9 protein-coding genes are annotated in these 25,418 nt (G+C 39.1%); 7 read left to right on the forward strand and 2 right to left on the reverse strand.

The features are described from left to right. Positions 1–167: 167 nt before the first annotated feature. Complete coding sequence (locus M1G05_RS02395; protein WP_049502519.1) at positions 168–2,450, reverse strand: Xaa-Pro dipeptidyl-peptidase; 2,283 nt, start codon at positions 2,448–2,450, stop codon at positions 168–170. A gap of 223 nt (positions 2,451–2,673) precedes the next feature. Between M1G05_RS02395 and M1G05_RS02400 the strand changes: the two genes are divergently transcribed. The 5 genes from M1G05_RS02400 (at position 2,674) to pyk (ending at position 20,598) form a co-directional block, all read left to right on the forward strand. Further along, positions 2,674–3,759 (forward strand): YSIRK-type signal peptide-containing protein, encoded by a 1,086-nt coding sequence (locus M1G05_RS02400; RefSeq protein ID WP_247952999.1) that lies wholly within the window; start codon positions 2,674–2,676, stop codon positions 3,757–3,759. 120 nt (positions 3,760–3,879) lie between these two features. Then, a complete protein-coding gene (locus M1G05_RS02405; RefSeq protein WP_247953000.1) occupies positions 3,880–14,712 on the forward strand; it encodes a mucin-binding protein in 10,833 nt (3,610 codons plus the stop codon). A 133-nt stretch (positions 14,713–14,845) separates the two neighbouring features. Further along, positions 14,846–17,947: a DNA polymerase III subunit alpha gene (locus M1G05_RS02410; protein ID WP_247953001.1), complete on the forward strand. Its 3,102-nt coding sequence runs from the start codon at positions 14,846–14,848 to the stop codon at positions 17,945–17,947. 81 nt (positions 17,948–18,028) lie between these two features. Beyond that, on the forward strand, positions 18,029–19,036 hold the full coding sequence (pfkA, locus tag M1G05_RS02415) for a 6-phosphofructokinase (RefSeq protein WP_000820863.1): 1,008 nt from the start codon (positions 18,029–18,031) through the stop codon (positions 19,034–19,036). 56 nt (positions 19,037–19,092) lie between these two features. Beyond that, on the forward strand, positions 19,093–20,598 hold the full coding sequence (pyk, locus tag M1G05_RS02420) for a pyruvate kinase (protein ID WP_020902894.1): 1,506 nt from the start codon (positions 19,093–19,095) through the stop codon (positions 20,596–20,598). Positions 20,599–20,916: 318 nt separating this feature from the next. On the opposite strand, the gene M1G05_RS02425 is transcribed toward pyk, so the two are convergent. Beyond that, positions 20,917–21,903, reverse strand: a complete 987-nt coding sequence (locus M1G05_RS02425; protein ID WP_000204728.1) for an L-lactate dehydrogenase — start codon at positions 21,901–21,903, stop codon at positions 20,917–20,919. Positions 21,904–22,097: 194 nt separating this feature from the next. Between M1G05_RS02425 and gyrA the strand changes: the two genes are divergently transcribed. Both gyrA and M1G05_RS02435 read left to right on the forward strand, forming a co-directional pair. Next, on the forward strand, positions 22,098–24,566 hold the full coding sequence (gene gyrA / locus M1G05_RS02430; RefSeq protein WP_247953002.1) for a DNA gyrase subunit A: 2,469 nt from the start codon (positions 22,098–22,100) through the stop codon (positions 24,564–24,566). Further along, positions 24,566–25,309, forward strand: a complete 744-nt coding sequence (locus tag M1G05_RS02435) for a class A sortase (protein ID WP_033686926.1) — start codon at positions 24,566–24,568, stop codon at positions 25,307–25,309. Before gyrA ends, M1G05_RS02435 begins: the two co-directional genes overlap by 1 nt. Positions 25,310–25,418 lie beyond the last annotated feature (109 nt).

The raw sequence follows: 25,418 nt of genomic DNA on the forward strand, positions 1-25,418 counted from the left end.
TAGCGAGTATTATTAATGAGTACACATGTTGGTTAGGGTTTTAGTATCTTTTGTCAAAGCTTCCGTGTAGACCTATCATAAGCCTATATCGGGATTGCATTTGATACCAAGTGTATGTTTGTTTCAACTGTTCAAGTGGAAATCTTCCATATAGAAAGTCTGATATATTATGCCTTTTGACAAGGTAGGATAAGAGTAGACTGTTCAAGATCAACAGTCAGGTGGTAAGCGGTGTTATCACGGATTGTGATTTCAAAGTCAGTAGTATAGAGTACTAAACGAAGAGTATCTCCTTCTTTTAACTTGTAAATAGTCGGTTGCAGTTCAAACTGGATATCCATCCATTCATCTGCCTTAATATCCTCTACTAACAGTAAATCATTTCTATTTTGTAAATTGAGGTAGCCTTTTGTCACGACTCGTTGTGTATTTTCACGAAAAGGCAATTCGTTGAGATTTTCCAACATATGGTAGCGACCGTTGTCAATGGTTCTAGCACTTAAAACAGCTGGATAAGGTTGCAGGTATTTCTTCTGTCCAAATTCTAGCAGTTGGGCAGATAAGAGCCCCTTATTTATACTGGATTTGATACGAAGATTGAGTTGGGCACGACCGTTCAAGTGAAGATCTTTGGTTACAGGAAGGTCAATAGTAATCTGATTGGTTTTTCCTTGATAGAGTTCTGTATTGAAGGTCTGGTAGGTCTTACCATAGCGCTCAAAATCCTTATCTGGGTACTGGTTTTGAATGACTTTCTCTTCTTGACCAAGTGAGAAGGTTTCAAAGTTTTCTTGCCCACCGAAGGTATCAAGTGATAGCCAAGTCTGAGGGGCTGTATTGTCCTGCCAAATGACAGTAGGAAGTTGGAAATCTGTATCTTGTCCCAGTAATTTCTTTGTCAATAAGGCGTTCATGGACTCACGGAAGTCAATGGACTGCCAGTTGTTCATGTACACATGGGCGCCATTATGGAAAAAGAGATGCTTGTTTATATGAGCAGGAAGGGCGTGAAACATCTGGTAAACATGAAGTGGTTTGACATTCCAATCCTGTGAACCATGAGTAAAGACAACCTCTGCCTTTACCTTATGGGCATTGAGCAGATAATTGCGATCATGCCAAAATTGATTGTAGTCACCAGATTTGCGATCTAACTGCTCTTTTACTTTTTCTAAGTCAGCTTGGTGAGCCTCATTACCACGGATATAGTCACCAGCCAAGAGATTACGAGAGTAGGTTAGTTCAGCAAGGGAGTCAAAGTCCTCACCTGGATAACCACCTGGGCTAGTTACTAGACCGTTTTCACGGTAGTAGTTGTACCACGAAGAAATACCAGCCTCGGCAATAATAACCTCTAAACCATCTACACCTGTAGTCGCAAGACCATTGGACATGGTACCTAGATAGGAAAGTCCAGTTGTAGCTACTTTTCCGTTTGACCAGTCAGCCTTGACTTGACGTTGGCACGTGTGGTCGGTAAAGGCACGGCAACGGCCATTGAGCCAGTCGATGACATTTTTATAAGCCTCGATTTGCTGGTAGTCCCCATTAGTCATGAAACCAGTAGAGTCTTTGGTACCGACACCTGAGACATAGAGATTAGCAAAACCTCGTGGAAGGAAGTAGTCGTTGAGAGTATAGCTAGCGTTGATGTGCGTTAGCTTTTCCTCAGCTTCTGACACAAGCTCAGCTTGACCTTGGGGTTGGACGAGATTGAGTTGAGGTTCTTCAAGCTCAATCTTGTGAGCAGGTTTGACCTCAAGTTCACCCTCCATCTTGTAGAGGGCCTTATCACTAGCCTTGTCATTGGTTCCCTGATGGTAGGGGCTAGCTGTCATGATAGCAGGAATTTGGCCGTCATAACGAGGACGAATAATGCTGACCTTGACTAAGTCTGGAAGACCTTTTTGGTCAGTATCGACACGTGACTCAACGTAAACGACTTCTCGAATGGCATCATGGCTAGAAAAAGTAGCCAAACTCTTGCCGTTAAAGTAGCGATAGTCATTATCCTCAGAAATAAGACCGTCACTGACAAGTTGGTCGATAAGAGTGTTCCCCTTTTTGGTACGAGTATTGAGTAACTGATAGAGATTTTCAATCAAGTCACCATATACAATAGGAAATCCAGACTCTTTACGAAAAACATCACTGTCTTCAAAGTCAACCAAATAAGAAAAACCTAAAAGTTGAAAGGCTACAGTATAGAAAATATCTGCAGTCAACTCTTTATCTGATTGAAAAAATGTCAGTAAGTCAGTTTCTTTATCAACTGCTAAACTGGATAGAGGATAGGTGCTATCTTTAAAATTAAAAAAGAAACGAATGAGAAACGCTTCAAGCATTTTTTTATTTGTGATGTTGACTGGTAAATCAAATCCATACTTTTTTAATTCAAAGATAATTGTATCTCTAGGTAGCGCTAAATAGCTAAATCGATTAAAACGCATAAAACCTCCAGTAAAATTATACTTTAATTTATTATATCAAAAAAGCAAAAAAAATACCAAGATAAAGTCAAAAACAAAATAGTATATAAATATAAACAATATCAAAAAACGATATATATATATATAATTATTTCTTTCTTGAACTGATAGCGTTTTTGTGATAAAATATATACTATATAATTGTAATTCGAAATTACATAAAAAAATGTAGAAAGTGAACATTATGTATAAATCAAAAAGACAAAAAAATAAATCTTTTGATTGGTATGGCTTGAGCCAACGTTTCTCTATTCGTAAGTATCATTTTGGTGCTGCGAGTGTGCTGTTGGGGACAGCCTTGATTTTGGGTGCTGCCCAAACGACTGCCAAAGCAGAAGAAACAGCTACTGAAAATAAAACAGAAGCTGTGGCATCTGCTCCAAAAGATGATAAGGTAAGTGAGAATGTCGCAAATGAGACGGCACCAGCTCTTTCTGCTACGACAGAAGCGGCTGTAGTAGAAAAGCCGGCCTTGAGTGATGAGGAAGTTGCAAAATTAGCTGCTGAAGCATCTAAGAAAGATGAAAAAGTAGCTGAGACAGCTACAACTGAAAAAACAGAAGCAGCTGACAAAGAAAAAGCAACACTAACTGCTCCTTCGACTGACAAAAAAGCTGATAAAGCAGTTGATGAAAAAGCTGATAAAAAGGATGAAAAGAAAGCAGAAAACCCAATTACTGCTACTAAAACTGTCCTTGAACAGTTGACATCTGAAGCAGAAGTATTGAACACAACTGCCTCAAACTTTGCGGATAAAAAGGCAGAAGATAAAGCTGGAAAAGAAGCAATCGCAACTGCAGTAGCTTCAGCTAAGGTCCAAATCGAAGCTTCTAAGAAAGCTCTTGCGGCAGGAGAAATCACTAAGGAAGAATTGGATGCCCAACTCCAACGTATCTCATCAGCTATCGAAGCAGTTTATGCTGAGATGAAACGTGCAGGACACGTAGGTAAAGTTGAAGCAGTATTAGATGATGTTGCTACAAATAATAACAAATTAGTTGTTAAACCTGCGCAAATTACACCAGTAGCAAACTACCAAAATGTTACTGAAGAAGAAATAGCGGAAATTATTCGTCAATTCCGTATAGCCAATCCTGATTTGACAGATGCTGATAAAATAAAAGTTAATGTTAATCCTAAAGGTAATTTAATTGGAGAAACAACTGTTACTTTGGCAAATGGTCAAGAATTTACATTTCCAACATCAGAAGTAATTAAAGGGTATACAGCTAATCGTAATACCGAACAATTGAAGAAATCTATTAACTAGTTTGACTTTGGTTCATCTAAAATCACATATACAGATGGAACTAAAGTAGGAGAAGTTAAACACTTATCTTCGCCAGTTACTAAAGTAGTTAAAGACCGTTATGGAGTTGCTCAAACAGGGGTGTTTACATACTATCGAGAAGTAACATATCCTGATGGTCGTAAAGGAACAACTTTAGATGATGAATGGTTAGCGAATGGTCCAGCTCGTTATTCAAAACACTTCTATAATGATGGACGAGCACAGAATATGAATGGCCGTGATGCAAGTTCTAAAGGAGAGTTTTTCGAAGCTCTTCAAGAAGGTATGAAGTTTACAGTTAAGACCTCTGTAGAAGGATATGAATTAACAGCTACTGTAACATCATTAGCACCTAAAAATGTAGCAACAAATCCATTCAAAGATTCAAATGGTAAAGCTTATAACGTGATGAATAAGGATCAAACATCTACTGGAAGAAGAGCTGGTGATCCCGTTGATGTCGTTTTGGCTTATCAAGATAAAACTTATTCTCATATGAAGCACGTGGGTCTATCTACTGATAATGAAGATGGAACTCCTCAGATGACTGCTTTCACGGCAGCATATGATAGTGCTAATGTAGGGGTGAATTTCTCACTTTCGGCTACATACAATAGCCGTCCTGTTGCAGTAAATGCAATTGCGGTAGATGCTGAGGAAGCCGGAGAAATTGAAGTTCTTCAATTTGAGACTGATGGAACGAATTGGGAACAATTTTTAGCCTTAAATAAAAATCCTAAAGGTGGAAATGGTGTTGTTCCGATTGATTCGGCTAAATTAGGCTTGAATGGTAATTCATTTGAAAAACCTGGATATAAGAGAACCGAATGGTTAAGTACTGATAAAAACGGAAATGTTTCTATGTATGGAACAAAATTATTTGGTCCTGCATTTACTACTATTAATAGTGGGAATGATTTACCAGTAGGATTAAGTCAAAATGTTTCTAATTTATCTATTTATATGAATACTCAAGGTTCTCAGGCTGGTACGATAGGATTCGTCATATATGATGGTGGAGATGCTCCAGCTTCATATGGTTCAGCTCAACACTTCATTGGGAATCTTGTAAGAACAAACTCTGATGGAAGTAGCACAGTAGCTACCCAACCATATCTTGGTTCACAAAAAGGTGACCCTGACTTCCGTTCTACTGAAAAAGAACCAAGTGGTGCTTGGGTATTAGACGATTTAGTTAATACAGATAAATACGAAAAGGTTGAACTTAAGAGTGGAACTTCTACTGTTACAAATGAAAAAGGCGACACAGGTATTTACGAAGTTCAAAAGAATGGTAATACTGTTATCCGTAAAACAGACGGAACAACCGTGGCTCTTCGACAAGATGATATTTTAACTATTTCGGATCCTACTTCACATTTACCAATCAAGGGTATCTTCAATAAAGCTGAAGGCGTTATTGGTGTCGGTGTATTAGCCGATGAAGGAGAAGGTCAAATACTAGATCCGGCTGTAGCGACGAATTATTCATTACGACAAGGGGCTGCAAACGAATATGAATTGAAGGGTATTCGTGCAAATCCAGGAACAAACAATGAGAAAGCTTATGTTCGTGGATGGGTTGATTTTAATAATAATGGTAAATTTGACCTTTATGAAGCTTCTGAATTAGTAGAGGTTTCAAAAGAAGAAACTTACACTTTGAAATGGAAAAATACACCTCAATTATTAGATACATCTGTGGATAGTTTGGGTGTACGTTTACGTATTGCGCTAGATAAAGAGGATGTTGATTTACCAACTGGTGTTGCATCTTCTGGGGAAGTAGAAGACTTCCAAACACACGTAGTTCATCCACCTCGTGGAACAAGAAATGAATCTAAAGACTTCCAAGGAAGAGATCAAAAATTAGATATCCGAACTACTGAGTTATTTACTGCAACAGGTAAAACAGAGTCATCTAAATATTCAGCATGGAACCAAATGGAACCTACTGTAGCTCCAAAGTTTGTATTAACAGATTCAATAGTTGCTAGTGAAGAACCAACAGCTAATACAACTGTCAATGTTACCGATCCAGAAGGAACAACTGTTTATAAAGGAGCAGAAGTAGTAGTAAAAGATAAAAGAGGTAATACTCTAGGAACAGCGGTTAAAGTAGTTAACCCTGCAACAGGTAAAACTGAGTACTACTTATCTCAATATACAGAGTATGACACAGCTGGAAACAAAGTAGGGGAATATACTTTAAATAAAAATGGTCAGAATGGCCAAAATATTAAAGATGCTACAGGTAATTATAGAACAACAGTTGATTTCCATCCAGAGCCAGGTTATGTAGGTACCGCACGTGGAGCAGTTATTCGTGGCTGGGACCAAAACCGTAACTCAACTGGTTGGGACTTGACAGATGCAACTCTTAAAGAAGCATTAGCATCAGATCGACTAGCCGATAAGGATAAATTAACAGAAAATGTGAATAAGGAATATAATGGCAATCGTACAATGGATGCTGTATATATTCCAACAGTAATAGATGTTCGTCCAGTAGGAGAAGATACTACTACTGAGGATGTTCAAGGTGCGGTACAAAAATCTAATCCTACAATCCCGGTTTATGGTACTGTAGAAACAGTAACAAATGACAAAGTTGAAGATGTCAGGTATACAACTGACTATGTAATACTAGATAAAACGAAGAAACCGACATTTGCAACAAGAAAAGAAACTCCAGGGAAATTATATACAGAAGATACATCTGTCGATAAGGAAACAACTCTTACACTAACAGATGGAACAACAGTAACTTATAAACCAGCAGATAAAATTCCGGCAGGAACTACAATAGCGAATACTGGTGATGTGAATGTTACTGGAACAGGAAATGTCACTGTAAATAACATTCGATTAGTTTCAGGTACTACGATCCCTGCTGGTGCAAAACCTCAAAGTAATCACCCAGCACCAGTGGAAGTAAAAGTAACATTAGCGAATGGAACAGAGCAAACAATTCCAGCGGGAGGAACAATTCCAGCAGGAGCTACTATCAATACGCCATTTACTAATTCAGTTAATAACACATTCGACAATGTAAGTTATAATACTGGACAAACAATTCCGCGTGAAACTGGAAATAAGATTTCAACATTAGCCAAGGAAACATCAGCGGATCAACTAGTTGGAAAAAATGAAACTATTACATTAAACGGTACAACGTATAATGCTAATAACGAAACAATTAAAAAAGGAACTCGTACAGCTGCAACTTACGAAGACTTAATGAATGTGACTCTCCCAAATGCAGTTCACATCGATCCACAAACAGGAGAAGTAACAAGTGTTCCACGTCGTTACACTAAAGTAACTGAAACAGAAATCGTCATTGAAAATGAAGGTACCTACACATTAAACCAAGATACTGGTGAAATTACATTTACACCAGATCCTAAGTTCGTAGGAACAGGTACAGGTGTAACAAAACAACAACCGGATGTTGACTATAACGATAAAGTAGCTGGAGACCCTGTGACAAGTCAGTATGGTACAGACTACGGTAAAGCAACGTATACACCAATCGTTAAACCACAGTCGAAAGCATCTATTACTCGTACCATTCATTATGTATATGAAAATGATAATGATAATCCATCTAGTCAAGATTCATATAAAGATAATAATCCAATCCTAGCAATCGATAACACACCAGTTACTCGTACACAAACGATTGACTATACTCGTGATTACAAGATCTTTTCTGAAGCAGGTACAACTGATACAGAAATGGTAACTACAAACCAAGTTACAGACGCATCTGGTCATGTTTACAATGTTGGAGATACTATCCCTGCAGGAACTAAGTTTAACCAAGGTTCAATTATCATCGGTAAATGGACTGCTTCAAGTGATGCAAACTCTAAATTTAAAGAAATCATCTCACCGACAGTTAAAGGATACACTGCTGAAGTAGTAACAGCTGACTTCACTCCTCGTGCTGATGGTAAGATGGGACACATCCACAATGGAAAACAACCTGTAGGATTATACACTCCAGTAGCTGACAATACTAGAGATGTTGGAGCATACGAACCATTAGTATCAGAAGTTCGTGCGGACGATAAAGATGACTTCGATATGTATGTTGTTTATAAAGCTGATACTCAAAAAGCTAAAGTAACATACATTGACTTAGATGCTACAGGTGATGCTCGTATTCTTGAAGTTCAAAACGCTAATCCGGCTCCTTCAACAGGTGCAGATGCGAAAATAACTTATGGTGTTACAACACTTAAAGGTAAATCTCATACAGCGATTCCTTATAAAACAGCTGAAACAATCAAGAAATATGAAGACCTTGGATATGAATTAGTAACGGATGACTTTACAAATAATACTCAGGGGAATCCAGTTGAAGGTGGACGTAAGTTCGATGATGATAAAGAAGTAGACCAAGCATTCAATGTTTACCTACGTCATAAGAAAGTTGAAGTTTCAGATAGTGAAACTCAAGAAGTAACACGTACAATCAACTATAAATATGCAAACACTACTGATGTACCAACTGATAAACGTGGAACAACAGCAGCACCATCGGTTGTTGAAAGATTAACATACAAACGAGACCGTACAATTGACCTTGTACTTGCTGCGAAAGCATATCCAACAGAGTATGCTACTTATAAAGCAGAAGCAGCTAAAGGTACAGATGCTGAAAAAACTGCGCGTACAGTATTGTTAGATCATGTTGCAAGCAAAGCTGCAGAAGCAACTGCAACAGATGCTCAAAAAGCAATTATCACATACGGTCAATGGACACCAAAAGCAGGTAATGCTACAGGAATCACATTAACTCCTGAAGAAGTGGCTAAAGATAATAAATTCAATAATGTACCTTCACCAACAGTAGCGGGATATACACCAGATAAAGTTGCTGTAGATGCAACTGCTGAAATCGATGCGGAAGCAGCAGATTACACAGTAGAAGTTCTATACACTCCAGAAAAACAACGTGCAACTGTTAAATTCGTAGAATCAGATGCTAATGGAGTAGTTAAAACAGTTTCTAATGGAGTAGATGTTGCGTTAGCAGATGCATTAACAGAAACTGGAGCATCAGGTACAAACTTTACTACTCTTAACCAAGCTAAAGTTGATGAAGTCATTAAGAACCTTGAAGCTAAAGGTTATACATTAGTTTCAGATGGATTCAAAGCAGCTACAACAAATACTGAATTTGATACTGACAAAGCAATTGACCAAGAATTCGTAGTTAAATTAACTCCGAAAGTTGTTGAAGTACCATCATTTGATCCAACTAAACCGAAGAGTGATGATAATCCAAAACCAGAACCGGGTCAACCAGTAGATCCAACGAAACCAGATGGACCAAAATGGCCTGCATCAGTTAAAGATCTGAAAAATACAGATACTGTTAAACGTACTGTTAAGTATGTGTTTGAAAATGGGGCACCAGTAATTGACCCAACAACAGGAAATCAAAAAGTTGTTGAGCAAGAAGTTAAATTCACTCGTACTTCATCAGTAAACCTTGTAACTGGAGAAATCACTTATGGAGACTGGACAGCTGCTCAAAAATTGCCAGCAGTAACTTCTCCAACAGAAACAGATATCCCAGCGGTAACGAACCACATTCCAAGTACAAAAACTGTACCAGCGGTAACAGTTCAAGCTGAGGGTGAAGATCTTACTGAAACAGTAGTGTACAGAAAGATTGATTCAATCACAGTACAACCAAACGATCCAACTCCAACGAAAGATACGCCAATCGATCCAAATAATCCAGATGGACCAAAATGGACTGAAGAGTTAATCAAGAAATTAGAAGATGCTCGTAAAGAAGAAGTTAATCGTACAATTACTTATAAATACTCTGACGTAGAAAGTGAATTAAAACCTGCAGATACTGCTAAAAAAGGAGCAGATATAGCATCTGAATTCACAACAAAAGTAGAATTCAAACGTGCTATTACAGTTGACCCTGTAACAGGAGACTTCACTTATGGACCATGGAAAGCTACAAATGATGATACTACATTAGAAGGTAAATCAGAACTTCCAGTAGTAACAGGATATGTTGCTACAGGTGATGTTGACTCATCTAAGAAAGATGTAACAGATGTTAATGCAACTGACAAAGACATTACAGAAAAAGTAGTATACAAAGCAGTAGGTAATTATGTACCAGTAATTCCAGAAGGAATCACACCACCTGCAAATGTAAATGTAGATCCAAAACCTTATACTAACGATCCACAAGATGGTTCAAAAGTTAAAGATCCAGATCCAACTAACCCAGTGGTACCAGGAACAACAACACCAATCGTTCCACAAATCCCAGGAACAACACCAGTAGGACCAGATGGAAAACCATTGAAACCAGTTGATCCAAATGATCCAAGTAAAGGATACATACCACCAATACCAACAGATCCAACGAAAGATACATCAATTATCTACGTTAAAGATGGTTCTCAAGTAGCTGTTACACACTTCATCGAAGTAAACAGTGAAACGGATAAGACTGAAAAAGGTGGAGTAGCTACATCAGTTGTCGACACTGGAGACACAGGAAAACCATTCACTAAATCTGCAGATGTAACAGCGACAATTGAATCGTTGAAAGCTAAAGGATACACAGTTGTTGAAAACAACTACCCAACAGATGGTAAATTCGATGCAGATTCTAAGACTAACCAAGTATACAAAGTTTTAGTAACTGTTAAGCCAATTACTGTAACTCCAAATGATTCAACTCCAGATCCAAATAAACCAATTGATCCTAACAATCCAACAGGACCAAAATGGACTCCAGAGTTAATCAAAGAGTTAGAAGACGGACGTAAAGAAGAAGTGAAACGTACAATCAAGTATGTTTACGCAGATGGAACAAAAGCTGCTGATTCAGTTCAAGAAACTAAAGAATTCAAACGTTCAGCAACTATCAACCCAGTAACTGGTAAGATTACATTCGGAGACTGGTCACCAGCTCAAACATTTGAAGCTGTAAATTCACCTGAAATTAAGAATTACACTCCAAATAAAGCGACTGTACCAGCATCAGAAGTAACAGCAACTGCTGAAGATATCAATGAAACAGTAGTTTATACTACAAAACCAGTACCATTAGATCCAACTAAACCAACAGATCCAAACACACCAGATGTTACTCCTAAACCTGAAGACAAAGTACCAAACGATCCAAAAGGACGTACTTACAAAGAATTAGGATTAATCGAAGAAGTAACACACACAGTTCACTACAAACTAGCTGACGGATCAGATGCAGGTATCCCTGACAATGTACAAACATTAACATTCACTCGTACAGCTGACTTAGATCCAGTAACAGGAGCAATCTCTAACTTTGGTACATGGACAGCTAAAGACAATGATACAACAATCGACGCTGTAACAACTCCAAACAAACCAGGATATGTAGCTTCAGCAGCTAAATCTACAGAGCGTACAGAGGTTAAAGCTACTGATAAAGATAGCGAAGAAACAATCATCTACCGCAAACTTGGTTCATATGTGCCAGTAATTCCAGAAGGAGTAACACCTCCAGCGGATGCTGACTTAACACCAAAACCATATGAAGATCCAACCAGTGAAGATCCTACAAAACCAGGAACACCTACTGAAACTCCAGTAGTACCATACATCCCTGGAACAACACCAGTAGGTCCAAACGGTAAACCATTAACTCCGAAAGATCCTAACGATCCAACGAAAGGATATGAAGTACCGAAACAGCCAGAAGATCCAACTCAAAACACTACAATTACGTATGTTAAAGATGGTTCTCAAGTAGCTCTAGTTCACTTCATTAAAGAGGATGGTACTGCAGTTCACGTATCAGTTGCGGAAGCAGGAGATACAGGTAAAGCAATCAAGACAACAAACATTGATAACGTTAAAGCTGAATTAGAAGCTAAAGGTTATGAAGTTGTTGCTCCAACTGATGCAGCTTATACAGCAGAACGTGTAGCATTCTACGCTGATGCTAACCGTACATTTGATGACAAGGATGACAAAGGTAATGATGGAATTAGTCAAGTTTACTATGTAATCGTTAAAGAGGGAATCACTCCAATCGATCCGGATAAACCACTAGATCCAAACAATCCAAACACAACTCCAAAACCAGGAGACAAAGTACCTGGAGATCCAAAACAACGTACATACGAACAACTTGGATTACTAGATGAGGTGAATCGTACAATCAACTACAGATATGCGAATACTGAAAAAGTAGATGCTGATAAACGTGGTCAAGAGGCTCGTCCAACGGTAGAACAAAAACTTCGTTACTCTCGTAAAGGTGACCTAAACAAAGTAACAGGTGAAATCACTTATACTTCTGACTGGACAGAACCACAAACATTAGCTGAGGTAACATCTCCAGTTATCGATGGATATGTTGCAGATATTAAAGCAGCTGAAAAAGTTGAAAACGTTGCTCATGATGCAGCTGATTCTGTAGTAAATGTTGTTTACTCACCGCTAGGTAAATATGTACCAAAAGTACCAGAAGGATTCGAAGTTCCAAAAGTTGAGAAACCTCAATATCCAAACGATCCAACAGATCCAACTAAACCAGGAACACCAACAACAGTGATTCCTCACGTTCCAGGAACAACTCCAAAAGATCCAAATGGAAATCCACTGAAACCAGTAGATCCAAACGATCCAAGTAAAGGATATGTTCCACCAACACCTGAAACCCCAACAGAAGATACTGAAATCACTTATGAGAAAGATACTCAGAAAGCAAAAGTAACTTATGTGGTAGAAGGAACTGGAACAGTACTTCACACAGATAACCTAGAAGGTAAATCTGGAGAACCAATCGACTACAGTACAGTAGCTAAACTTGCTGAATTGAAAGCTCTAGGATATGACTTAGTAAGTGACGGATTCACAACTGCTACAGATAAGAACTACGATAAAGATACGAAAGTAGATCAAAGCTTCGTAGTTACAGTTAAACCACACGTTGAGCCAATCAAACCAGTAGATCCAGAAAATCCAAATGATCCAAATAAACCAAAACCAGGTGAACCAATCGATCCTAAGAACCCTGATGGACCAAAATGGACTGAAGATCTAATCAAGAAGATTGATACAACTCGCCACGTGAACCGTACAATTAAGTATGTTAACGAAAAAGGTGAGGAAGTAGCTAAGAAAGTAACTGATAAAGTTACATTCAATCGTGAAGCTAAGATCAATTCAGTAACAGGTGAAATCACTTACGGTAACTGGACAGCTAAAGATGGAGATACAACATTCGATAAAGTTGAATCACCAGTCGTTAACGGCTACATCCTGAAAGATGCCAAACAAAAAGAAGTAGCAGCTACAACAGGATTAACTGCAGACTCTAAAGATGAAAACATCAAAGTAGTTTACACTAAACTTGGTTCATGGGTACCGAAAGTACCAGAAGGTGAAACACCAATTGATCCACTTCCATATCCAAATGATCCGAACGATCCAACTAAACCAGGAAACGATAGACCAATCGTTCCTTACGTACCAGGAACTACACCAAAAGATCCAAATGGAAACCCACTGAAACCAGTAGATCCAAACGATCCAACTAAAGGATATGAAGTACCACCAGTACCAACAGATCCAGGAACTGATACGCGAATCACTTACGTAACTGATAAACAAAAAGCTATCACTAACTTCGTAGATGAAAAAGGTAAAGTAGTATCAACTCCAGTAATTGATGAAGGTGATTCAGGAGCTAACTTCACTAAGTCTAAAGTTGATGAAGTAACTAAGACTATTGAAAAACTTGAAAAAGCTGGTTATAGAGTCGTTAAGAACGAGTTCCCATCTAAAGATACAGATAGAGTATTTGATAAAGATAAATCTGTAGATCAAATCTTCACTGTAACAGTAGCTGAAAGAATTATTCCAGTTACACCAGGTAAACCAATAGATCCAACTGATCCAAACTTACCGAAGAATCCAGATGGAACACCTGTGACACCATCTACACCAGAACCAGGTAAACCAGTATTCCCTAACGATCCAAACAGCCCAGTATGGCCAAATACTGTGAAAGATCTTGTAACTGAGAAATCAGCTACACGTACGATCAAGTATGTAGATCGCAATGGAAACGAAGTTTCTGAAACTCGTGTTGAAACAATCAAGTTCACACGTGAAGCGAAAGTTAACTTAGTAACTGGTGAAATCACATATGGTGAATGGACAACAGATCGTAACGATAATATCTTCAACGGTTACCCAGTACCAGTTGTGAAAGGATACATCGCTAAAGCTGGTGATCTAGAATCATCAACTAAAGATGTACAAGTAACTCCTGATACAATCAAGGATATCAATGAAACAGTGATTTACGATAAGTTAGGTTCATGGATTCCAAATATCCCAGGAACACCAACAAATCCAATCACATATCCAAACGATCCTAAAGATCCAACTAAACCAGGAACAGATAAACCTAAAGTACCTTATGTACCAGGATTTATCCCTGTAGACCCAGAAGGTCAACCATTGAAACCAGTTGATCCAAACGATCCAACGAAAGGATACGAAGTACCAGAGGTACCTGGTGATCCAACGCAAGATACACCAATCAACTACATTCCTAAGGATCCTACACCAAATCCAACTCCATACCCAGGTCCAACTCCAGCTCCTAAACCAGAGCCTAAGCCGGAACCAAAACCAGAACCAGAAACTCCACAACCTGTAACACCTGCAGATAATGGAGATAACAACGGAAATAATAATGGTACTCCAACAACTCCAGCTCAACCAGCAGCGCCTTCTACACCTCAATACATGGATGGTCAACGTGAACTTCCAAATACAGGTACAGAAGATCATGCTAGCCTTGCAGCACTTGGACTTCTAGGAGCCCTAAGTGGATTTGGATTGATTGCTCGTAAGAAAAGAGAAGATGAAGAATAATCATTTTGATTCTTATTAGATGCTGACTTGCAATCAGATAAAGAAAGAACTTGAGATTTGCTATCTCAGGTTCTTTTCTTTCTCTTTTTAAAAATGGTATAATATAGTGAGAACGATAGAGGAGAAGTGTAAATTGATCGCACAACTAGATACAAAAACAGTCTATAGTTTTATGGAGAGCGTCATTTCAATCGACAAGTATGTGAGAGTAGCAAAAGACTATGGCTACACTCATCTGGCTGTGATGGATATTGACAATCTTTATGGGGCTTTCGACTTTCTAGAGGTTACAAAAAAATATGGCATTCATCCTTTGTTAGGGCTTGAAATGAATGTGCTTGTAGATGATAAGGATGTGAATCTGCGCTTTTTAGCTTTATCTAGTGTGGGCTATCAGCAGTTGATGAAACTTTCAACAGCAAAGATGCAGGGGGAGAAAAGTTGGTCAGTTCTATCTCAGTATCTAGAGGATATTGCGGTAATTGTGCCTTATTTTGAAGAACTTGAGTTGTTAAATCTAGGCTGTGATTACTATATAGGGGTTTACCCAGAAACACTAGCTAGCGAATTTCACCATCCTATTTTGCCATTGTATCGGGTCAATACATTTGAAAGTAAGGATAGAGAAGTTCTTCAAGTATTAACAGCGATTAAAGAAAATCTACCACTCAGAGAAGTTCCCTTGCGTTCGAGACAAGATGTTTTTATATCAGCAAGTTCTTTAGAGAAACTATTCCAAGAACGTTTTCCTCAAGCCTTGGAAAACTTAGAAAAGCTGATTTCAGGTATTTCTTATGACTTGGATACTAGTCTAAAATTGCCTCGTTTTAACCCATCTAGACCAGCAGTAGAAGAGTTGAGAGAACGCGCTGAGCTTGGGCTTGCTCAGAAGGGGTTAACTGGTAAAGAATATCAAGACCGTCTAGACCAAGAATTGGCTGTTATTCATGATATGGGCTTTGATGATTATTTCTTGGTTGTCTGGGATTTGTTGCGTTTTGGACGTTCGAATGGCTATTATATGGGAATGGGACGAGGTTCCGCAGTTGGTAGCTTGGTTTCCTATGCTTTAGACATTACAGGGATTGACCCAGTAGAGAAAAATCTGATTTTTGAACGTTTCCTCAATCGTGAACGCTATACTATGCCTGATATTGATATTGATATCCCAGATATTTATCGTCCAGATTTTATCAGATATGTTGGTAATAAATACGGCAGTAAACATGCGGCTCAAATCGTTACTTTTTCAACCTTTGGTGCTAAACAGGCTCTGCGTGATGTCTTGAAACGCTTTGGTGTGCCCGAGTATGAATTATCTGCAATTACCAAGAAAATCAGTTTTCGCGACAATCTCAAGTCGGCCTATGAAGGAAATCTCCAGTTTCGTCAGCAAATCAATAGTAAGTTAGAATACCAAAAAGCCTTTGACATTGCCTGCAAGATTGAGGGATATCCAAGACAAACCTCTGTCCATGCGGCTGGTGTTGTGATCAGTGACCAAGATTTGACTAACTACATCCCTCTAAAGCATGGTGACGAAATTCCACTGACTCAGTATGATGCTCATGGAGTTGAAGCAAGTGGACTTTTGAAAATGGATTTTCTGGGGCTACGAAATTTGACCTTTGTCCAGAAGATGCAAGAATTGCTTGCTGAAACAGAAGATATTCACTTGAAAATTGAAGAAATCGATTTGGAAGATAAAGAAACGCTAGCTCTTTTTGCTTCTGGCAATACAAAAGGTATCTTTCAATTTGAGCAACCTGGTGCCATTCGGCTACTTAAGCGTGTTCAACCAGTCTGTTTTGAAGATGTAGTAGCAACTACTTCCCTAAATCGACCAGGTGCTAGTGATTATATCAATAATTTTGTAGCTAGAAAGCATGGGCAGGAAGAAGTGACGGTTCTGGATCCAGTGCTGGAGGATATTTTGGCTCCAACTTATGGCATTATGCTCTATCAGGAACAGGTTATGCAGGTTGCTCAGCGATTTGCTGGATTTAGTCTTGGGAAGGCTGATATTTTGCGTCGAGCTATGGGTAAAAAGGATGCCACTGCCATGCATGAGATGAGGGCTTCCTTTATTCAAGGCTCCATAGAAGCTGGTCATACTGCGGAAAAAGCAGAGCAGGTTTTTGATGTTATGGAGAAGTTTGCAGGTTATGGATTTAATAGATCTCACGCCTATGCCTACTCAGCCTTGGCCTTCCAGTTGGCTTATTTTAAAACACATTATCCAGCTATCTTTTATCAGATTATGTTGAATTCTGCCAACAGTGATTATGTAACAGATGCCTTGGAAGCAGGTTTTGAAGTAGCCCCATTGTCCATTAATACTATTCCCTATCACGATAAAATTGCGAACAAGTCTATCTATCTAGGTTTGAAATCGATTAAGGGGCTCAGCAAGGATTTGGCTATTTGGATTATTGAACATAGACCTTATTCTAATATTGAAGATTTTTTAGCTAAACTACCTGAGAATTATTTGAAACTTCCCTTGCTGGAACCTTTGGTAAAAGTTGGTCTTTTCGATTCATTTGAAAAAAATCGTAAAAAAGTATTCAATAATTTAGTTAATCTATTTGAATTTGTGAAAGTATTAGGAAGCTTATTTGGAGAGACTATCTATAGTTGGCAAGATTCGGAGGACTGGACGGAGCAAGAAAAATTCTACATGGAACAAGAGCTCCTAGGAGTAGGCGTCAGCAAACATCCTCTACAAGCTATTGCAAGTAAGGCTATTTATCCGATTACTCCTATTAGTAATTTGTCAGAAAATAGCTATGCTATTATCTTGGTTGAAGTTCAGAAGATAAAAGTAATTCGTACCAAAAAAGGTGAAAATATGGCTTTCTTACAGGTGGATGACAGTAAGAAAAAATTGGATGTTACCCTCTTTTCAGATTTATATCGACAGGTTGCTCAGGAAGTAAGAGAAGGAGCCTTCTACTATATTAAAGGGAAAGTCCAGTCACGTGACGGTCGTCTGCAAATGATTGCACAAGAAATAAGAGAAGCAGTGGCTGAGCGCTTTTGGATTCAGGTGAAAAATCATGACTCGGATCAAGAAATGTCACGTATTTTAGACCAGTATAAAGGCCCAATCCCAGTCATTATCAGGTATGAAGAGGAACAGAGAACAATTGTTTCTCCCCATCATTTTGTAGCTAAATCTGATGAATTAGAAGCGAAATTGAATGGAATAGTTATGAAAACGATTTATCGCTAAAATTACGGAAAATAGAAGAATTTTCAACGTAAATGTGGTATAATCAGTAAGAATGTTAAAAGAAAAAGGAGCATAACCAATATGAAACGTATTGCTGTTTTGACTAGTGGTGGAGACGCCCCTGGTATGAACGCTGCCATCCGCGCAGTTGTTCGTCAAGCAATTTCAGAAGGAATGGAAGTGTTTGGTATCTATGATGGATATGCTGGTATGGTTGCCGGTGAAATTCATCCCCTAGATGCAGCTTCAGTAGGGGACATCATTTCTCGTGGTGGTACTTTCCTTCACTCAGCTCGCTACCCAGAGTTCGCTCAACTTGAAGGGCAACTTAAAGGGATTGAGCAATTGAAAAAACACGGGATTGAAGGTGTAGTTGTTATTGGTGGTGACGGATCTTACCACGGTGCTATGCGTTTGACTGAACATGGCTTCCCAGCTATCGGTCTTCCAGGTACAATCGATAACGATATCGTTGGTACTGACTTTACAATCGGTTTTGACACAGCGGTTACGACTGCTATGGACGCTATCGATAAGATTCGTGATACGTCATCAAGTCACCGTCGTACTTTTGTTATCGAAGTTATGGGACGTAACGCAGGTGATATCGCTCTTTGGGCAGGTATCGCAACTGGTGCTGATGAAATCATCATTCCTGAAGAAGGCTTCAAGATTGAAGATATCGTAGAAAGCATTAAATGTGGTTATGAGTGTGGTAAAAAACACAACATCATCGTCTTGGCAGAAGGTGTTATGTCAGCAGCTGAATTTGGTCAAAAACTAAAAGAAGCTGGGGATACAAGCGACCTTCGTGTGACAGAACTTGGACATATTCAACGTGGTGGTTCTCCAACTGCGCGTGACCGTGTTTTGGCATCACGTATGGGTGCACATGCTGTTAAACTTCTTAAAGAAGGTATCGGTGGTGTTGCGGTTGGTATCCGTAACGAGAAAATGGTTGAAAACCCTATTCTTGGAACTGCAGAAGAAGGAGCATTGTTTAGCCTTACTGCAGATGGTAAGATTGTGGTTAACAACCCACACAAGGCTGACCTTGAGCTATCTAGCTTGAATAAGAGCTTGTCATAATTTATAATTTAGTTAATAAGACCAAAAAGGTCATATATAAAGGAGTCACAAAAATCATGAATAAACGTGTAAAAATCGTTGCAACTTTGGGACCTGCGGTAGAAATCCGTGGTGGTAAAAAATTTGGTGATGACGGATACTGGGGTGAAAAACTTGATGTTGAAGCTTCAGCTAAAAACATTGCCAAATTGATTGAAGCTGGTGCTAACACATTCCGTTTCAACTTCTCACACGGTGACCACCAAGAACAAGGTGAGCGTATGGCAACTGTTAAACTTGCAGAAAAACTTGCAGGTAAAAAAGTTGGTTTCCTTCTTGACACAAAAGGACCAGAAATCCGTACAGAATTGTTCGAAGGTGAAGCTAAAGAGTATTCATACAAAACTGGTGAGAAAATCCGTGTTGCGACTAAACAAGGAATCAAATCAACTCGTGATGTGATTGCATTGAACGTTGCTGGTGCTCTTGATATCTATGATGATGTTGAAGTTGGTCGTCAAGTTTTGGTTGACGATGGTAAACTTGGTCTTCGTGTGGTTGCTAAAGATGATGCAACTCGTGAATTTGAAGTTGAAGTTGAAAACGATGGCGTAATTGCTAAACAAAAAGGTGTTAACATCCCTAACACTAAAATTCCTTTCCCAGCTCTTGCTGATCGTGATAACGATGATATCCGCTTCGGTCTTGAACAAGGTATCAACTTCATCGCGATTTCATTCGTACGTACTGCTAAAGACGTTAACGAAGTTCGTGCAATCTGTGAAGAAACTGGAAATGGACATGTTCAATTGTTCGCTAAAATCGAAAACCAACAAGGTATCGATAACTTGGATGAAATCATCGAAGCTGCTGATGGTATCATGATCGCTCGTGGTGACATGGGTATCGAAGTACCATTCGAAATGGTTCCAGTTTACCAAAAAATGATTATCACTAAAGTCAATGCTGCAGGTAAAGTTGTTATCACTGCAACAAACATGCTTGAAACAATGACTGAAAAACCACGTGCAACTCGTTCAGAAGTATCAGACGTATTTAACGCTGTTATCGATGGAACTGACGCAACAATGCTTTCAGGTGAGTCTGCAAATGGTAAATACCCACTTGAGTCAGTAACTACAATGGCTACAATCGACAAGAACGCTCAAACTCTTCTTAACGAATACGGACGTTTGAACTCAGATTCATTTGAACGTAACTCTAAGACAGAAGTAATGGCTTCAGCTGTTAAAGATGCTACTAACTCAATGGACATTAAATTGGTTGTAACTCTTACTAAGACAGGTCACACTGCACGTTTGATCTCTAAATACCGTCCAAATGCTGATATCTTGGCATTGACATTCGACGAATTGACAGAACGTGGGTTGATGTTGAACTGGGGTGTTATCCCAATGTTGACAGACGCTCCATCTTCAACTGACGATATGTTCGAAATCGCTGAACGTAAAGCAGTTGAAGCAGGACTTGTACAATCTGGTGACGATATCGTTATCGTAGCTGGTGTACCAGTTGGAGAAGCTGTTCGTACAAACACAATGCGTATCCGTACAGTACGTTAATCAAAATTAAAAAAAGCCTATCATATCAAGCTTTCTAGCCTGTATGATGGGCTCTTTTTTTGTCTAGATGGCAAAAAGGGGGCAAAACTTTTTACTTTCGATTTAATGCGACGGTATCAAGTTCGTCAAATACTGCTTGCTACAGACTTTTTGTAACGTGAGGATAGATCTAATTGGTAGTTTTCGGATTTATGCTCAAACTGTGATATGATAGCTTTTAAAGTTATGTTGTTTTTTACGTAAACTTCATAAAATGTTTAGTTAAGATAGAGATAAAAAATAACTCCCTGATGACTCAAGGAGTTATTTCTATCTAAATTAGTTTTTAGAAGCTGCTTGGAATTCTGGATTTTTCCATGCTTCGTCAATGATAGCTTGCAATTCTTTAGCAGATGCTTGCATTTTTTGAGTTTCTGCGTCGTTCAATGGAATGTTTACTGGACGAACGATACCATGTGCACCAACAACAGCTGGTTGACCGATAAAGACATTCTTAACTCCGTATTGACCTTCTTGGAATACTGAAAGTGGAAGTACTGCGTTTTCGTCGTCAAGGATTGCTTTAGTGATACGAGCAAGGGCTACTGCGATACCGTAGTATGTTGCACCTTTTTTGTTGATGATTGTGTAGGCTGCATCACGAACACCTTCGAACAATTCAATCAATTCAGCTTCTTGAACATTTTGAGTGTCTTTAAGGAATTCTTCAAGGTTTACACCAGCGATGTTAGCGTGTGACCAAACAGCGAACTCAGAGTCACCGTGTTCACCCATAATGTAGGCGTGCACTGAACGAGCATCAACATCCAATTTTTCAGCAAGTGCTTGACGGAAACGAGCTGAGTCAAGTGAAGTACCTGAACCGATAACGCGTTCTTTAGGGAATCCAGAGAATTTCCAAGTTGAGTAAGTCAAGACGTCAACTGGGTTAGCAGCAACAAGGAAGATACCTTTGAAACCTGATTCAACAACTTGAGTTACGATTGATTTGTTGATAGCAAGGTTTTTACCTACAAGGTCAAGACGAGTTTCACCTGGTTTTTGAGGCGCACCTGCAGTGATTACAACAAGGTCAGCGTCTGCACAGTCAGAGTATTGAGCTGCATAGATTTTTTTAGGTGAAGTGAAGGCAAGGGCGTGACTAAGGTCAAGAGCGTCACCAACAGCTTTTTCATGCAATTGTGGAATTTCGATAATTCCAAGCTCTTGTGCAATTCCTTGGTTAACAAGTGCAAAAGCGTAAGAAGAACCTACAGCACCATCACCGACAAGGATAACTTTTTTGTGTTGTTTAGTTGAAGTCATTATTCTAAACATCTCCTTAATTTTATTCAGGGATTTCCCCAGTTATTTCAATTTTATCACTTTTGAAAAGCTTTGTCACGGATATACATTTCAGTTCTTGATGTAAACGTTTTAGTGGTTTTAGATGTCTGAAATATAGCGGACATTATGGTATAATATAGTTAATTATTAATAGTGAAATGAGGCATTTATTAATGCAGGATAGAAATTTAGTGAATGTCAATCTGACAAAGGAGATGAAGACGAGCTTTATCGACTACGCCATGAGTGTTATCGTAGCGCGGGCCCTTCCTGATGTTCGAGATGGCTTGAAACCTGTTCACCGTCGGATTCTCTACGGAATGAATGAATTGGGAGTTACTCCAGACAAACCTCATAAAAAATCTGCTCGTATTACAGGGGATGTCATGGGTAAATATCACCCACACGGGGATTCCTCTATCTATGAAGCCATGGTCCGTATGGCTCAATGGTGGAGTTACCGTTACATGCTTGTAGATGGTCATGGGAACTTTGGTTCCATGGATGGTGATGGTGCTGCCGCCCAGCGTTACACTGAGGCACGTATGAGCAAGATTGCTCTGGAGATGCTTCGTGATATTAACAAAAATACAGTTGACTTCGTTGATAACTATGATGCCAATGAACGTGAACCCTTGGTCTTGCCAGCGCGTTTTCCTAATCTTTTGGTTAATGGAGCAACTGGTATTGCGGTTGGGATGGCAACCAATATTCCACCTCATAACCTTGGTGAAACCATTGATGCAGTGAAGTTGGTCATGGACAATCCTGAAGTGACCACTAAGGACTTGATGGAAGTCTTGCCTGGGCCAGATTTTCCAACTGGTGCTCTTGTTATGGGGAAATCCGGTATTCATAAGGCTTATGAAACAGGTAAAGGATCGATTGTCCTCCGTTCACGTACTGAAATTGAAGAAACTAAGACTGGACGTGAGCGTATTGTTGTAACAGAATTTCCTTATATGGTCAATAAAACCAAGGTGCATGAGCATATTGTTCGTTTGGTTCAGGAGAAACGTATTGAGGGGATTACAGCGGTTCGTGATGAGTCGAACCGTGAAGGTGTTCGTTTCGTGATTGAGGTCAAGCGAGATGCCTCAGCTAATGTTATCCTTAATAACCTCTTCAAGATGACCCAGATGCAAACCAACTTTGGTTTCAATATGCTGGCGATTCAGAACGGTGTGCCGAAGATTTTGTCTCTTCGTCAGATTTTGGATGCTTATATTGAGCACCAAAAAGAAGTGGTTGTTCGCCGTACTCGTTTTGACAAGGAAAAAGCAGAAGCGCGCGCTCATATCTTAGAAGGTCTCTTAATAGCACTAGACCATATCGACGAAGTGATTCGTATTATCCGTGCTAGTGAAACGGATGCGGAAGCACAAGCTGAGTTGATGAGCAAGTTTAAGCTTTCTGAACGTCAAAGTCAAGCCATCCTTGATATGCGCCTTCGTCGTTTGACTGGTTTGGAACGCGATAAGATTCAGTCTGAGTATGATGACCTCTTGGCTCTGATTGCGGATTTAGCAGATATTCTTGCTAAGCCTGAACGTGTTTCTCAGATCATCAAAGATGAATTAGATGAAGTCAAGCGTAAGTTTGGCGACCAACGTCGTACGGAATTGATGGTCGGTGAAGTCTTGAGTCTTGAAGATGAGGATCTAATTGAAGAAGCTGATGTCTTGATCACTCTTTCTAATAAAGGATACATCAAACGTCTGGACCAAGCTGAGTTTACTGCTCAAAAACGTGGAGGTCGTGGTGTTCAAGGAACTGGTGTTAAGGATGACGATTTTGTTCGTGAGTTAGTGTCAACTAGTACCCATGATCACCTACTCTTCTTTACAAATAAAGGACGGGTCTATCGCCTGAAAGGCTATGAAATTCCTGAGTATGGCCGTACTGCTAAGGGATTGCCAATTGTCAATCTTTTGAAATTGGATGAAGGTGAAAGTATTCAGACCATCATCAATGTTGAATCTGAACGCAGCGATGATGCTTACCTCTTCTTCACAACCCGTCATGGTATTGTGAAGAGAACCAGCGTTAAGGAATTTGCTAACATTCGTCAAAATGGACTTAAAGCACTGAACCTTAAAGATGAAGATGAACTGATTAATGTCTTGTTGACGGAAGAAGATACGGACATTATCATTGGTACCAAGTTTGGTTATGCAGTTCGCTTTAATCAATCAGCCGTTCGTGGAATGAGTCGTATCGCTACGGGGGTGAAAGGTGTTAATCTCCGTGATGGGGACACAGTTGTTGGTGCTAGTGTGATTACAGACCAGGACGAGGTTCTTATCATCACTGAAAAAGGATATGGTAAGCGCACAGTTGCGACCGAATATCCAACTAAAGGTCGTGGTGGTAAAGGGATGCAAACCGCTAAGATTACAGAAAAGAACGGTTCTCTTGCTGGTCTTATGACCGTTAAAGGCGATGAAGATTTGATGATTATCACTGATACAGGTGTCATGATTCGAACCAACGTTGCCAATATTTCACAAACAGGTCGCTCAACTATGGGAGTTAAAGTGATGCGCCTGGACCAAGATGCTAAAATTGTAACCTTTACTACGGTTGCAGCTGCAGAAAAAGAAGAAGTTGGGACAGAAAACGAAACAGAAGGTGAAGCATAATGTCTCATAAAAAGAATAAAAAGAAAACAAATCGTAAAAATTTACTAATCAATATCTTGGCAGGATTCTTAATCATCTTGTCAATAGCTTTGATTTTCAATTCAAAAATTCGTGATATGTTCATGGTTTGGAATACCAATAAATACCAAGTCAGCCAGGTATCAAAAGAAAAATTGGAAGAAAATCAAGATACAGAAGGGAATTTTGACTTTGATTCCGTAAAAGCCATCTCGTCAGAAGCTGTCTTATCCTCACAATGGGATTCGCAAAAATTGCCAGTTATCGGTGGAATTGCTGTCCCTGAGGTAGAAATTAACTTGCCTATTTTTAAGGGGCTTGATAATGTCAATCTCTTCTATGGAGCTGGTACAATGAAGCGTGATCAAGTGATGGGGAAAGGAAACTATACCCTTGCGAGCCATCACATCTTCACGGCGGAAAACGCCAGCCAAATGCTCTTTTCTCCATTATCACGCGCTAAAAATGGGATGAAAATTTATCTTACTGATAAGGATAAAGTTTATACCTATGAAATCCGTGAAGTGAAGCATGTGACTCCAGATCGCGTTGATGAGATTGATGACCGTACTGGAGTTGATGAAATCACACTTGTAACTTGTGTTGACTATGATGCGACAGAACGTATTATCGTAAAAGGTGACTTGAAAGATACAAAAGATTATTCACAAACACCTGAAGAAATTCTAACAGCTTTCAATCAACCATATAAACAACGTTATTAAAGATAAATCAGTAAAATCTTAGGTTTTACTGATTTTTTATAGATTGAATTTCAAAATAAACTCTTATGAAATACAGAAAACGTTTCCTTAATTCTAAAGTTTGTGATAT

The sequence above is a fragment of the Streptococcus mitis genome (assembly GCF_023109515.1).
GTDB lineage: Bacteria > Bacillota > Bacilli > Lactobacillales > Streptococcaceae > Streptococcus > Streptococcus mitis_CS.